A 14,227-nucleotide genomic window follows, 5' to 3' on the forward strand; every position below is an offset into this window, starting at 1 on the left:
GAGAACAATGAAAAAGAAATCTTTTTGGTTAATTTCGTTATTACTCGTATTCTCTATGTTTCTAGCAGCTTGTAATAGCGGGAACGAAACGAGTGGGAATGAAAAAGATGGAGATAAAGAAGAAGCCAACACTGGTGAACCGGTTGAGGGTGGGAAAGTCACGTTAGCGGTAACAACTGCGCCTGAAGGGGTATTTGAAGCGGCTTACTACCGTAGTGTAGTTGATGCACAAATTTTAGAATTTACCGGGGATGAAATTTATCAAGTAAATGATGACCTTGAGTATGAACCAGATCTTGCTTCATGGGAAATTAGTGAGGATAAGTTAACATACACTTTCAAATTTAAAGAAGGTGTAAAATGGCATAATGGTGAAGAATTGACAGTAGAAGACTGGCAATTCGCATTAGAAACAATGGCTGATCCAGATTATGATGGCGAGCGTTTTAATTATGTAGAAGGCATTAAAGGCGCAAAAGCGAAAAAAGATGGGAAAGCAGACTCAATTGAAGGCATTAAAGTGATTGATGACTATACAATCGCAATTACATTTGAAGAAATGAAGCTAAACAACCTTGAGAATTTATGGTCCCATCCAATGCCTAAGAAGCATTTTGAAGGTATAGCTGTAGCTGATTTAGGTGAATCAGAGCAAGTAAGAACAAATCCAGTAGGCCTTGGACCATTTAAAGTAAAAAGTGTGAAACCAGGTGAGTACGTAGAGTTAGAGAAATTCGCAGATTACTATAAAGGCGAACCTAAACTAGATAATATAGTAGTAAAGGTAATTGACGCTTCTGTAGCTAATGGAGCACTCCAAAATGGTGAAGTTGATATTATGGAGGTAATTCCTAACCAAGTGGAAGAGCTTGAGAAGATGGATCATATTTCTGTTGAAGAGACAACAGGAGTTGGTTACTCGTATATTGGTTTAAGATTCGGACATCGTGACCAAGAAGCACGTACGAATAAAGATGATATTGATAAGTTCAAAAACAAAGATCTTCGCCACGCCCTTTTATATGCAATCGACCGTCAAGCAATGATTGATGCATTCTTGGCTGGTAAAGGTAAAGTCTTTAATACGGTTATTCCATCTACTTTCTGGATAGCAGCAGACGAATCTGAGTTAAATCAATATGAGTATAATCCAGAAAAAGCAAAAGAATTATTAGAAGGAGCCGGCTATAAAGATGTAGATGGAGATGGGTTCGTGGAAGATCCAGATGGAGAACCTTTCTCAATTTCTTTTGGGCATTATGCAGGAAATGCTACATTTGAAGGCCGTTCTCAAGCGATTATTCAATCTTGGAATGATATCGGTGTAAAAACAGAGTTAGCGACAGGGTCATTAATCGAATTTAACCTATATAACGATATGAAAACAGAAGATGATGAAGCATTAGAAGCATTCTTTGGCTCATGGAGCACTGGTTCTGACCCAGATCCATCAGGGTTATGGGCGAATAATGCGGAATGGAATTTTGGTCGTTGGGTAAATGAGGAAAACGATAAATTACTGAACGATGCATTGAGCGAAAAAGCGTTTGATAAAGACTATCGTAAAGAAGTTTATGTAGAGTGGCAAAAACTATTCAATGAAGAAATACCAGCTATTCCATTATGGGAAAACTTAGATTTATACGGTATTAATAAACGCTTACAAGGTGTTCATATTAATGCGGTTGGATTCCAAACTAATACTCATGAATGGTATGTTACAGAATAAGCGTCACGCGAACTTTTAATTGATAAGGAGAATGGAACATGCTGCAATATTCACTTCGCAGAATATTAGGTATGATACCGTTGTTATTCCTTACTTCCATTGTGGTTTTTTCCCTGGCGAAGTTTATGCCAGGGGACCCTTTTGGGGGTGAAATTGACCCATCGAATACAAATCCAGAATATATTGAAGAGATGAGAGAAAAACTGGGATACAATGATCCCATTCCTATTCAATATATCAGATGGGTGACAAATTTCGTACAAGGAGACTTCGGACACTCGACAGCACATAAAATACCTGTGTTTGATTTAATTGTAGACCGTTTACCAAATACGATATTTTTGGCAATCGTATCACTTATAATTACATATATTTTTGCTTTTGCTATGGGGATGTATTCCGGTAGAAAGCCATATACATGGGGAGATAATCTAATTGCAGGTTACAATTATGTAGGTCTTGCTATTCCATCCTTTGTTGCAGGAATAATAGCTATTTACTTTTTCTCTTTTCAACTAGGTTGGTTTCCGTTTGCGGGATCTGTTGAAGTAGGGCTACAACCTGGTACTTGGGATTATTATGTTAGTAGAATGCATCATGTGCTCCTACCAGCTTTAATTCTTGGTCTTATGGGGACAGCTTCCTATACGCAGTTTTTACGAAATGATGTCATCGAAAACAGCCGTAAAGATTTTGTACGTACTGCTAGAGCAAAGGGCACAAGTGAATCTGCTATTTATAATAAACATATTTTACGAAACTCAATGATACCATTAATCACTTTTTTAGGTTTTGATATTGCTACATTAATAGGTGGTGCGGTTATCACTGAAACAATTTTTACTTATCCAGGTATAGGTTTATTGTTTTTGGAATCAGTGGATAGAAGAGATTATGCTGTGTTAATGACGATTACCATGCTGCTTTCATTTTTAACTTTATTAGGTAACCTAATTGCGGATTTACTTTATGGCATTGTTGATCCGAGAATTAGATTAGGATAGGAGGCAAATATGGTTAAAGCATCTTTAAATACAGACGGTCAAGTTTTAATGGAAAACAAACAAAAGCAGTTCTCTCCTTGGAAATTAGCGAGAAAAAAATTTCTCAAGAATAAAATTGCAATGACTAGCTTAATTGTTTTCGTCTCATTTGTACTGATTGCGGTTTTTGGCCCACTATTTACTACACAGGATATTACACGAATCAATTTTATGTCGATGAACTTGCCACCTTCTGCGGAGCATTGGTTCGGAACAGATACAAATGGTAGAGATATATTTACACGTATGGTATATGGAGCGAGAACATCACTGTTAATTGGTTTATCATGTATGACATTTATTATTGTTATCGGAACAATAGTCGGAGCAATTGCTGGATACAATGGCGGAAAAATTGATCAAATATTTATGAGAATAACAGACTTTGTACTAAACTTTCCATTTCTAGTCTTTGTTATTGTTCTTAATACCATTTTAGTTGGGAAAGTCTCTGGCGTTTGGACGTTGATATTAGTTATCAGTTTATTAAGCTGGGGTGGCGTTGCTCGGATTGTTCGCAGTCGTTTTTTATCAGAAAAAGAAAATGAATATGTTTTAGCAGCGAAATCAATTGGAACAAGACCTATCAAGATTATTGGGAAGCATATATTACCTAATGTAGCTTCGACAATCATTGTTCAAGCAACCTTAATGTTGGCAGTTACAATTGTGGCTGAAGCAGGTTTAAGCTTTTTAGGGTCTGGTGTACCAGCTAATATACCAAGTTGGGGTAATATGTTATTTGAAGCACGTGATTCTGATGTATTAAGGAATAAAACTTGGATTTGGGTACCGCCCGCTGCAGCTATTACAATCACCATACTAGCAATAAATTTCATTGGAGAAGGCATAAAAGACGCTCTTAACCCTAAATCTAGAAGGTAAAGGCCTAGCCGGTAAGTCTGAAAAAGAATGCAATTGACCTTTAAGGTAAATGTATTCTTTTTTTTTTTTTTTTGGAGAAATCGGTTATTTGATTTGTAATGAGTGGAAGATTTAGTTATTTACTATTTATTCTAAATTATATTAATATTTATTTTAGTGAATAATAAATGAATATTATAACATTTACTTCCATAATAAATACGCTATATATATCAAGTATATTTCAATATAAAGTACAAATTGCTTTCTAATCAAAGGTAAAAAAAGAATAATAATGGATTAGATTGTAAAAGAAAGGAATAAAAACTGAGTTGTTTGCCCATACTTATTGACAAATAATCATGCGAGTGGGGGTTAGGAAATGTTATATCTTCATGATGTTTGGGTGAACTGGTTTGAAGGGGAAGAGAATGGTTACAATGTTTGTCAATTTCATGAATGGCGAAAAGATGATGCAGTTGAATTATTGGATCAAGTACCATTACTAAGGATCACACCAGCACTATTTCATTATATTGAAAATGATTTATCTGAATTACCACAACAGCTATTGAATGACGTGTATCAAAAAGCGTATTTAAGAAAAAATCATGAAAGAGTGCAATTGGATTATTGTTTTGTCATTACTGATGGGATAAGCATTATGGCCGTTGATACAATAGGGTATCATATTCCAATTCGAAAGAGTAGATTGATACCAAGACAAGAACAACTTACATATGAAATGATTTCTAATCACGATGAAATGGAATATACTTTTGAACAAAAGCCGAGTCTAAAAAGTTTTCACATTCTTTCTCCAGATCCAGAATTAATGAAAGGCCTGACAAGGAAGGAAAGGCAGCTCAAACAATTAATGTTTATGGCACTAGATCAACTTCATAGTTCAGAAAATGAAGCGGAAATTCGCTATTGGTTTACAGAATGGATGCCTGAAGAGTATAAAAGTATTCAATCAATGGGTTTCCATGATGCATGGATGAATTTATATGAAGACAGTAAGATAGGTTGGTCTAAGAAACATGAAAGATTTTGTGAGAATATCATTAAAGGACAACCTTTTTTTGAAAAGTTATGGGAAATGGAAAATGGTTCAAAGGTAAATTAAATCAAAAAGAGACGCTCAATTTAATTTGAACGTCCCTTTTTTTATTTCCTTTTTCTTCCTAATCCCATAGCGTTTTCCATCTTTTTAACCATTTTACCTGCAACTTTATTGGCATTTTCTGCTCCTGCATCTAATATCTCATCTAATTCTGCTGATTCCATGAGATGATGATATTTATCTTGAATAGGTTTTAAGTGGCTAATAATTACTGTAGCTAAATCCCCTTTGAAATCACCGTACCCTTTTCCTTCATATTTATTCACAATATTTTCAATTGATTCACCTGAGAATATCGAGTAAATCGTTAATAAATTTGAAACGCCAGGTTTATTCTCTTTGTCAAAAGCAACGATGCCATCAGAATCTGTTACAGCGCTTTTAATTTTCTTCTCAATTTGTTTCGGTTCATCCAAAATAGAGATAAATCCTTTTTTATTAGGGTCAGATTTACTCATTTTTTTCGTTGGATCTTGAAGTGACATGATTCGTGCGCCCACTTTTGGAATGCTTACTTCTGGAATCGTAAAGATGTCATTGTATTTTTTGTTGAATCTTTCTGCTAAGTCTCTTGTTAATTCTAAATGCTGTTTCTGATCTTCTCCAACCGGGACAATATCTGTACCATATAATAGGATATCTCCAGCCATTAGTGGTGGGTAGGTTAATAAGCCTGCTGAGACAGCTTCTTTACCAGCAGATTTATCTTTAAACTGCGTCATTCTTTCTAACTCACCGATATAAGAAATACATTGTAACATCCATGCGGCTTGTGCATGTGCAGGTACTTCGGATTGAACGAATAGAGTTGCCTTATTAGGATCTAAGCCTACCGCAACATAAAGTGCTGCTAGGCTACGGATATTGTTTCTTAGTTGTAAGCGATCCTGTGGAACAGTGATAGCATGTTGATCGACGATACAAAAGTAGCAATCATATTCATTTTGCAGCTCAACAAACTGTCTTAATGCCCCGATATAGTTACCAATTGTTATTGTTCCACTGGGTTGAATACCAGAAAAGAGTGTTTTTTTCATCATAATCCTCCTATTTGCTATGAGAAATGCATATAAAAAGACCACTCATCCCTAAAAAATCTAGGGACGAATGGTCCGCGGTGCCACCCTAATTATTCACATATGTGAATCTCTTAAAGACAGATAACGTTAGTCTAACGTGAATCGATATATTCATGCTCAAAAAGTCCATTCGATTTAATAGGTTGCTTATTCTCACCTACCATAAGCTCTCTTAAAACCATCTTAAATGTACTACTCTTTTCTCACAGCAATTTGTATTATTTATTTGTAATCATAATATAATATATGTAGAAGTAAATCAAGTGAGCGTTATAACAGCAAAAAAAATTTTTATTTGTTATATACCAATAAAACTTATGAAAACCCTTACATGACAATAATAATACATGTTTCGACATTTTTTTGAAAAAATATAGATAATTTAGATTATTTAAAACGGGCTTGAAATAAACTTTTAAAGAAACTATAATAAAACCTACCAAACGACATCTTTACAAACATATTACATTTTGTTCGGTTACAGGTAGATGGAATGATGAAAAGGTGAGTTTATCGTAGTCTAATAGATACAAATTTTAATATTCAAGCTGAATTATCTGAATAGAGGGAATTTGTTCTATCAAAATAAACTTACTTTCCTTAGTATGCATAAAGGAATCAACTCTTTTTTTATAATAAAAATTGTTTGATTTTTTCATCAATCTACTCTATGTGAACAACTGTTATTTCTGTGAAGAATCGTTTGAATTAAAAATAGGGGGTTTCACCGTGAAAAAAAGATGGTCAATCTTTTTAAGTATGCTACTTTTAGCTAGCATGGTTCTAGCAGCTTGCGCTGGCGGAGGCGATGACAATGCAGATGGTGGCGATGGAGGTAGTGATGTACCTCAAGAATTAAAAGTAAATATTAATACTGAACCACCTTCATTAAATCCAGGTTTGGCTGAAGATTCTACTTCTGGTACTGTTCTTCGTAACGTATTAGAAGGATTAACTCGAATTGGTCAAGACGATAAACCAGCAGCCGCTATGGCAGAAGATTGGGAAATCTCAGAAGACCAAAAAACATACACATTTAATATCCGTGAAGATGCACAATGGTCAAATGGAGATCCTGTAACTGCAGAAGATTTCGAATATGCATGGAAATGGGCATTAGACCCAGCTAATCAATCAACATATGCATATCAACTATATTATGTTGAAGGTGCAGAAGCTGCTAACACAGGAGAAGGTAGCTTAGATGATGTTGGCGTTAAAGCTGTAGATGAAAAAACTTTAGAAGTTACATTAGCAAACCCAACACCTTACTTTCTTGAACTAACAGCTTTCTATACTTATTTACCAGTAAATAGTAAAATCGCAAAAGAAAATCCAGACTGGGCAACAGATGCTGGTGAAAATTATACGACAAACGGACCTTTCCACTTAGCTGAATGGTCTCATAGTGACCAAATCACTCTTGAAAAGAGCGACACTTATTGGGATAAAGACACTGTAAAATTAGATAAAATTGAAATGTACATGATTAATGATCCAAATACTGAATTATCTATGTTTGATAATGGTGAATTGGATTGGGCAGGTTCTCCGACAGGAGCTCTTCCAACAGATGCAATGCAAGCACTTAAAGATGATGGTAGATTAGAAACACAAGCAATTGCCGGTGTTTATAACTACAAATTCAATACTACTATTGAACCATTAGATAATGAAAATATTAGAAAAGCTTTAACTCACGCAATTAATCGTGATTCAATTATTAATAACATTTCACAAGGGGAACAACTTCCAGCTATGGCAATCGTTCCACCTACGATGTTCCCAGAAAATGAAGAAGGGTACTTCCCTGATAATGATGTTGAAACTGCTAAAGAATTCTTAAATAAAGGTCTTGAAGAATTAGGATTAAGCGATGCATCAGAATTACCAGAAATCAAGCTTTCTTATAACACATCTGAAGCACATCAAAAGATTGCTCAAGCCATTCAAGATATGTGGAGTGAAAATCTTGGAATTAATGTAACTCTAGATAATGCTGAGTGGAATGTTTTCCTTGATAGTGTAAATAGTGGAGACTTCCAAATTGCTCGTATGGGTTGGTTAGGTGACTTCAATGACGCTATGAACTTCTTGGAAATGTACAAAGATGCTGACGGTGGAAATAACAACACTGGTTGGGAAGATCCTGAATTCCAAAAATTACTTGAACAATCACAAACTGAAACAGATGCTGAAAAGCGTCAACAATTATTAAAGGATGCAGAGGCAATCTTTATGGAAGCAATGCCGGTTGCACCAATTTATTTCTATACAAATAACTGGGTTAAAGATGATAACCTAAATGATGTTTTTGTATCTGGATTAGGCGATGTTCAATTTAAGTGGGCTCACTTTGAATAATTTGATCTTTTAAATGTAAGGTATATGGGATGAAACTTCCTATATACCTTCGTTCTTGTAATAGGTATTATCCTTCTAATGGTAAAAATGTATTATATTATCTATTATGAGCTTTGCAGTTGTAGACATACTGACCTCAGTAAAATCAATTGGAGGTGTTGGACAATGACGAAATATATAGGAAAACGTCTGTTATATATGATAATTTCATTATGGCTAATTGTAACGGCAACATTTTTCCTTATGCGCATTGCACCTGGAAACCCGTTTGCTTCAGAAAAGAAACTACCACCAGAAATTGAAGCGAATTTACAAGCACATTATGGCTTAGATCAGCCATGGTATCAACAATATTTTGATTATCTAATCAATGTAGTAACGTGGGATTTTGGCCCATCTTTTAAATACAAAAGTCAAACAGTTAATGATTTGATCACAGAAGGATTCCCTGTATCTTTTGTATTAGGCTTTCAAGCAATACTAATTGCCGTTGCCTTAGGTGTTTTATTTGGTGTAATCGCTGCTTTAAGGCAAAATAAATGGCAAGATTATTCAACAATGGCTGTTGCTGTTTTAGGAATATCCGTGCCATCATTCATTATGGCAACATTTTTACAATATTTCTTAGCAATAAAACTGCAAATATTCCCGGTAGCTCGTTGGGAATCATTTATGCATACCATTTTGCCAGCTCTTGCACTTGCAGCAGGACCGATGGCTTATATCGCAAGACTCACACGATCTAGTATGATTGAGGTATTAGCAAATGATTATATTAAAACTGCTAAAGCAAAAGGCTTGAGCGGTGGAGTAATTACAGTTAAGCACGCAATGAGAAATGCTCTTCTTCCGGTAGTTACTTATTTAGGACCATTAACTGCTGGTGTTTTAACAGGTAGCTTTGTTATCGAGAAGATTTTCGGTATTCCAGGGTTAGGTTTCCACTTCGTAACAAGTATTACAAATCGTGATTATACAGTAATAATGGGTGTGACAGTGTTTTATAGTATTCTTTTACTATTAGCTATTCTCCTAGTGGATATTGCGTATGGAATCATCGACCCAAGGATTAAACTAGCTGGGAAGAAAGGAGAATAATAAATCATGCAAAGTGCGAATGATAAATTCAAAGTTGTCGGCACACAATTAGATGATGCCGAAAAGATTTCGAAGCCAAGTCTTTCATTTTGGAAAGATGTCTTCATTAGATTCCGAAAAAATAAGCTTGCTATGTTTGGTATAGTCCTACTTATTATTCTCATCTTCATGGCAATCTTTGGACCATATATGACAGAATATGACTATAAGTCAAATGATTTAACAAATAAAAATCAGCCACCTTCTGCTGAGCATTGGTTCGGTACCGATGATCTTGGACGAGATATGTTTGCTCGTACGTGGGAAGGTGCTAGAATTTCGATCTTTATCGGTGTTGCAGCTGCGTTAATCGATTTATTTATTGGTGTTGCCTGGGGCGGAATCGCCGGATACAAAGGTGGTAGAACCGATGAAATAATGATGCGTGGTGCCGATGTTTTATCAGGCATTCCTTACTTGTTATTAGTTATCTTGTTAATGGTTGTGCTTGGCCAAAGTTTAAGTACGATGATTATTGCTATGACAATAACCGGATGGATTAATATGTCCCGGATTGTTCGAGGGCAAGTACTTAGCTTGAAGAATCAAGAATTTGTTCTTGCTTCTAAAACTTTAGGTGCAAATACAACAAGAATTATGGGTAAACATTTAATTCCAAACTCAATGGGTCCAATTTTAGTTACAATGACATTAACAATTCCTTCTGCGATCTTTACAGAAGCTTATCTTGGATTCCTAGGATTAGGTTTAACACCGCCTCTAGCGAGTTGGGGTACAATGGCCAATGATGGTTTACCAGCGTTAAGATATTACCCATGGCGATTATTCTTCCCTGCGATCTTTATTTGTTTAACCATTTTTGCATTCAATGTAGTCGGTGATGGTCTACGTGACGCACTCGACCCAAGAAGCCGTAAATAAGGAGTGAGAACATGGAAAAAATTCTCGAAGTAAAAGATCTAAAAGTCTCATTCCAAACTTATGGAGGGACGGTACAAGCTGTTCGTGGTGTTAGCTTTGACCTTCATAAAGGTGAGACATTAGCTATTGTTGGTGAATCAGGTTCAGGTAAAAGTGTTACTTCACAAACACTAATGAAACTAATTCCAATGCCTCCAGGACAAATTACTGGTGGAGAAATTCTTTTCTATGGTGATGATATTGTACCTAAATCAGAAAAAGAAATGGAAAACATACGCGGTAAAGATATAAGTATGATTTTCCAGGATCCAATGACTTCATTAAACCCAACAATGAAAGTTGGTAATCAAATCATGGAAGGTTTGATTAAGCACCAAGGATTATCTAAAGCAGATGCTAAAAAACGTGCAATAAAGTTATTAGAACTAGTTGGTATTCCGATGCCTGATAAACGAGTAAATCAATATCCGCATGAATTCTCAGGTGGTATGAGACAGCGTGCAATGATAGCTATAGCCTTGGCTACAAACCCTAAATTACTGATTGCTGATGAACCTACAACCGCTCTTGATGTAACTATTCAAGCTCAAATTTTAGAGTTAATGAAAGAGTTACAAGCGAAAATGGACACATCTATTATCTTTATCACTCATGATCTAGGCGTTGTTGCCAATGTGGCAGATCGTGTAGCTGTTATGTATGCTGGTCAAATCGTTGAAATAGGCACAGTAGATGAAATCTTTTATGATCCGAAGCACCCTTATACTTGGGGACTACTTGCTTCTATGCCAAGTGTTGATAATGATACAAAAGATGAATTAGCTGCCATTCCTGGTACGCCACCAGACTTAACAAATCCGCCAATTGGTGATGCATTTGCTGCAAGGAACAAATATGCATTAGCCATTGATTACGAGGAAGAACCACCAATGTTTCAAATTTCTGAAACACATTTTGCGAAAACTTGGTTGTTACACCCTGATGCACCTCATGTTGAACCACCTGCAGCGGTGAAGTTGCGTCAACGTCAAATGTCCTCCAATTTTGATAAACCAGTAATTGTGAAGGAGGGTATTTAAGTTATGGCAGAGAAATTAGTTGAAATAAAAAATCTAAAACAACATTTTAATGTTGGTAAATCGAATATGGTTAAAGCGGTTGATGGCATTACTTTTGATATTTACAAAGGTGAAACCCTTGGTCTAGTTGGTGAGTCAGGTTGTGGGAAATCAACGACCGGTAGAACAATTATACGCTTGTATAATGCCACTGATGGACAAGTTTTATTTAATGGTGAAAATGTTCATGGTAAAAAGTCAACCAATCAACTAAAAGCATTTAACCGTAAAATGCAGATGATTTTCCAAGACCCTTATGCATCCTTAAATCCTCGTATGACGGTTGCGGATATCATTGCTGAAGGTATTGATATTCATGGGCTTGCAAAGTCGAAAAAAGAGCGTATGGAACGCGTCTATGAGTTACTTGAAACAGTAGGCTTAAATAAAGAGCATGCTAACCGTTATCCACATGAGTTCTCTGGTGGACAAAGACAGCGTATCGGTATAGCTAGAGCGCTAGCTGTTGAACCTGAATTCATTATTGCTGATGAACCGATTTCTGCTCTTGACGTATCTATTCAGGCACAAGTTGTTAACTTAATGAAAAAACTTCAGCGTGAAAAAGGGTTAACTTACTTATTCATTGCTCATGATTTGTCAATGGTTAAGTATATTAGTGATAGAATTGGTGTGATGTACTTTGGTAAGCTAGTTGAACTTGCCACAGCGGAAGAGTTGTATAGCAATCCTATGCACCCTTATACACAATCATTATTATCTGCTATTCCATTACCTGATCCAGAGTCAGAAAGAACACGTCAGCGAAAAGCATACGACCCAGCTGTTCATCAATATAGTGCTGATGAGAAGGTTGAAATGCGTGAAGTTCGTCCTGGTCACTTTGTTTTCTGTTCTGAAAAAGAATTTGCACAATACCAAAAAGATCATAAAAGTTAACTTAAAAGCGATCTCTTATTGAGGTCGTTTTTAAGTTGATTAAATCTGCTTAAGACCTGCCTCCAACCTAAAAAAATATTTTCGGAACAAATATTCAGTTAGGAAAAATATGAATATTAGGAATATGTTTAGTGCTTTCAATCACTAAAATGTATGAATATAGTATACAATAGTTTGTATGAAATTACTATCGCAAAAATTAAAATATTTCTCATTTTATTTTCTTTTGCATTGGGTTTAACTTCTAGTAGAATAGGAGATAAGAAAAAGAAAATATATGGATGAGGAGGGAAAAATAGTGAGGGCGATTAAAGTTGCTTTTTTCTTACTTTTATTAAGTGTAGTGCCACAATTAGACCATGCGAATGCTGAACAACAAAGTTATCAGCTTCATGCACAGAAAGAATATGCTGGATTTTTAATGGAATTACCAGAACAAATGAAACGGTTTACATATGATTCAGGCTACGACTTTACCTACCCAGATGCTATTAGAGGTATTTATGTTACTGGTCCATCGGCAGGAGGAGCAAATTTTGAACGGTTATCAAATTTTGTTGATAAGACAGAATTAAATGCGATGGTTATTGATATTAAAGATGATTGGGGAAATCTTACATACCAGCCGGAAGATGATAGTAAATATAAGGATATTGTCGAACCTTATATAAAAAATACGAAAGAGATGTTAACGACATTAGAAGAAAAAGAGATTTACCCTATTGCGAGGGTCGTTGTTTTTAAGGATTCAACACTAGCCAAGTTAAAGCCTGAATGGTCGTATAAAGAAGGAAATAAAGTATGGACAAACGGAAGAGGAGAAGCCTTTGTTAATCCGTTTATGGAAGAAGTGTGGCAATATAATGTAGATATTGCTATAGAAGCAGCTAAAATGGGATTCCAGGAAATTCAATTTGATTATGTTCGTTTCCCTGAAGGATTTGAGCATATGGCTGATTCATTGAAGTATGGTAAAGGAAAGTATACGAACGGTAAAGATGATGTGCAGCTGAGAGTAGATGCTGTTACAGACTTCGTTAAGTTTGCGAAAGAACAGTTAGAGCCTTATGGTGTCAAAGTATCTGTTGATATTTTTGGTTATACGGCTACTTTACCAGAGGCACCTGGGATTGGACAGAACTTCTCAAAAATCTCAGAACATGTGGATGTCATATCTTCAATGATCTATCCGAGCCACTGGGGGCCATACTTTGGGATTCAAAAACCAGATTTAGAACCTTACAAGCTTATTAAAGAGTACGCAAAGGTAGAGAATGCCAAACGGGAGGAACTAGCTTCTCCGCCTATTTCTAGACCTTGGCTACAGGATTTTACTGCATCTTATTTAGGTACCGGTAATTACAAGCCTTATGGTAAGCAAGAAATAGAGGATCAAATTAGGGCTTTGAATGAGGAAGGAATTGACGAATTCTTATTGTGGAATGCCGGCAATCATTATACTGAAAATGTTGATTATACCCCATTAAATTAAAAAATAAGCAGCTGATAGTATGTTTATCAGCTGCTTATTATTTGACACTTATTGTGTATGCGTTATCATAGTATATAGGATGAGGATTATTTCTTCTTTCCGCCCACGTTTTTCCATCCGGTTTGCATAAATGCAGATTGGTCTACGAATTCGGATTTTTTCTTGCCGCCAAATAATTTTATTCCCAAGCTGTTTATTAGTACACCTAAGAGGGAAGTTAAACTGAGTATGAGCAATGAAACGATAATCAAGTCTGAAAAGTAACCAATCATTGATAAACCTCCAATTTTCTTTTCGGAAAATTCAAGTTATTCTGATGATGTTCTATTTCTAATAATAAAGCATTTATTAAAGAATGAAAAGAATGAAAATCACAAATACTTTGATAGAGCGTTACAACTTAGTTTATTTATACGTGAATGATGACTTATTTATACGATTTTCTTATACAAGAAGAGAAAGCTGGAAGTTTATCACGACTGGAAATATTTAA

Annotated in this window: 12 protein-coding genes and 1 other annotated feature; of the genes, 10 read left to right on the forward strand and 2 right to left on the reverse strand. The window is 35.6% G+C overall.

The annotated features are described in order from the left end of the window. Positions 1-7 precede the first annotated feature (7 nt). From opp4A to MHI57_RS23945, 4 genes are all read left to right on the forward strand, one after another. The gene (gene opp4A, locus MHI57_RS23930; protein ID WP_340978457.1) at positions 8-1,729 is read left to right on the forward strand and encodes an oligopeptide ABC transporter substrate-binding protein; all 1,722 of its coding nucleotides are present in this window, start codon (positions 8-10) and stop codon (positions 1,727-1,729) included. 38 nt (positions 1,730-1,767) lie between these two features. After that, a complete protein-coding gene (gene opp4B / locus MHI57_RS23935; RefSeq protein WP_340978459.1) occupies positions 1,768-2,733 on the forward strand; it encodes an oligopeptide ABC transporter permease in 966 nt (321 codons plus the stop codon). A 9-nt stretch (positions 2,734-2,742) separates the two neighbouring features. Then, positions 2,743-3,657, forward strand: a complete 915-nt coding sequence (opp4C, locus tag MHI57_RS23940; protein ID WP_445293116.1) for an oligopeptide ABC transporter permease — start codon at positions 2,743-2,745, stop codon at positions 3,655-3,657. Between the two features lie 361 nt (positions 3,658-4,018). Then, positions 4,019-4,765 (forward strand): YjbA family protein, encoded by a 747-nt coding sequence (locus tag MHI57_RS23945; protein WP_340978460.1) that lies wholly within the window; start codon positions 4,019-4,021, stop codon positions 4,763-4,765. A 41-nt stretch (positions 4,766-4,806) separates the two neighbouring features. On the opposite strand, the gene trpS is transcribed toward MHI57_RS23945, so the two are convergent. Continuing rightward, the gene (trpS, locus tag MHI57_RS23950; RefSeq protein WP_095369804.1) at positions 4,807-5,799 is read right to left on the reverse strand and encodes a tryptophan--tRNA ligase; all 993 of its coding nucleotides are present in this window, start codon (positions 5,797-5,799) and stop codon (positions 4,807-4,809) included. A 59-nt stretch (positions 5,800-5,858) separates the two neighbouring features. Then, positions 5,859-6,057, reverse strand: a binding site (T-box leader). A gap of 513 nt (positions 6,058-6,570) precedes the next feature. Here trpS and MHI57_RS23955 point away from each other — a divergent pair. The 6 genes from MHI57_RS23955 (at position 6,571) to MHI57_RS23980 (ending at position 13,734) form a co-directional block, all read left to right on the forward strand. Then, the gene (locus tag MHI57_RS23955) at positions 6,571-8,205 is read left to right on the forward strand and encodes a peptide ABC transporter substrate-binding protein (RefSeq protein WP_340978463.1); all 1,635 of its coding nucleotides are present in this window, start codon (positions 6,571-6,573) and stop codon (positions 8,203-8,205) included. 165 nt (positions 8,206-8,370) lie between these two features. Beyond that, positions 8,371-9,303 carry an ABC transporter permease gene (locus tag MHI57_RS23960; RefSeq protein WP_095369802.1) on the forward strand — a complete coding sequence of 311 codons (933 nt, stop codon included), beginning with the start codon at positions 8,371-8,373 and terminating at the stop codon, positions 9,301-9,303. 6 nt (positions 9,304-9,309) lie between these two features. Continuing rightward, a complete protein-coding gene (locus tag MHI57_RS23965; RefSeq protein WP_095369801.1) occupies positions 9,310-10,224 on the forward strand; it encodes an ABC transporter permease in 915 nt (304 codons plus the stop codon). Between the two features lie 11 nt (positions 10,225-10,235). Continuing rightward, on the forward strand, positions 10,236-11,303 hold the full coding sequence (locus tag MHI57_RS23970; RefSeq protein ID WP_095369800.1) for an ABC transporter ATP-binding protein: 1,068 nt from the start codon (positions 10,236-10,238) through the stop codon (positions 11,301-11,303). 3 nt (positions 11,304-11,306) lie between these two features. Beyond that, on the forward strand, positions 11,307-12,242 hold the full coding sequence (locus MHI57_RS23975) for an ABC transporter ATP-binding protein (protein WP_095369799.1): 936 nt from the start codon (positions 11,307-11,309) through the stop codon (positions 12,240-12,242). Positions 12,243-12,519: 277 nt separating this feature from the next. Then, entirely contained in the window at positions 12,520-13,734 is a 1,215-nt protein-coding gene (locus MHI57_RS23980; protein WP_445293210.1) for a putative glycoside hydrolase, read from the forward strand. 86 nt (positions 13,735-13,820) lie between these two features. Here the strand turns inward: MHI57_RS23980 and MHI57_RS23985 are convergent, their stop codons facing one another. Beyond that, a complete protein-coding gene (locus tag MHI57_RS23985) occupies positions 13,821-14,006 on the reverse strand; it encodes a hypothetical protein (protein WP_095369797.1) in 186 nt (61 codons plus the stop codon). Positions 14,007-14,227 lie beyond the last annotated feature (221 nt).

This window comes from Cytobacillus sp. FSL K6-0129 (genome assembly GCF_038007625.1).
Lineage (GTDB): Bacteria > Bacillota > Bacilli > Bacillales > Cytobacillaceae > Cytobacillus > Cytobacillus kochii.

Coding starts and splice junctions, on each gene's coding strand:
- opp4A (WP_340978457.1), top strand. CDS start 8: ATGAAAAAGAAATCTTTTTGGTTAATTTCGTTATTACTCGTATTCTCT.
- opp4B (WP_340978459.1), top strand. CDS start 1,768: ATGCTGCAATATTCACTTCGCAGAATATTAGGTATGATACCGTTGTTA.
- opp4C (WP_445293116.1), top strand. CDS start 2,743: ATGGTTAAAGCATCTTTAAATACAGACGGTCAAGTTTTAATGGAAAAC.
- MHI57_RS23945 (WP_340978460.1), top strand. CDS start 4,019: ATGTTATATCTTCATGATGTTTGGGTGAACTGGTTTGAAGGGGAAGAG.
- trpS (WP_095369804.1), bottom strand. CDS start 5,799: ATGAAAAAAACACTCTTTTCTGGTATTCAACCCAGTGGAACAATAACA.
- MHI57_RS23960 (WP_095369802.1), top strand. CDS start 8,371: ATGACGAAATATATAGGAAAACGTCTGTTATATATGATAATTTCATTA.
- MHI57_RS23965 (WP_095369801.1), top strand. CDS start 9,310: ATGCAAAGTGCGAATGATAAATTCAAAGTTGTCGGCACACAATTAGAT.
- MHI57_RS23970 (WP_095369800.1), top strand. CDS start 10,236: ATGGAAAAAATTCTCGAAGTAAAAGATCTAAAAGTCTCATTCCAAACT.
- MHI57_RS23975 (WP_095369799.1), top strand. CDS start 11,307: ATGGCAGAGAAATTAGTTGAAATAAAAAATCTAAAACAACATTTTAAT.
- MHI57_RS23980 (WP_445293210.1), top strand. CDS start 12,520: ATGGATGAGGAGGGAAAAATAGTGAGGGCGATTAAAGTTGCTTTTTTC.
- MHI57_RS23985 (WP_095369797.1), bottom strand. CDS start 14,006: ATGATTGGTTACTTTTCAGACTTGATTATCGTTTCATTGCTCATACTC.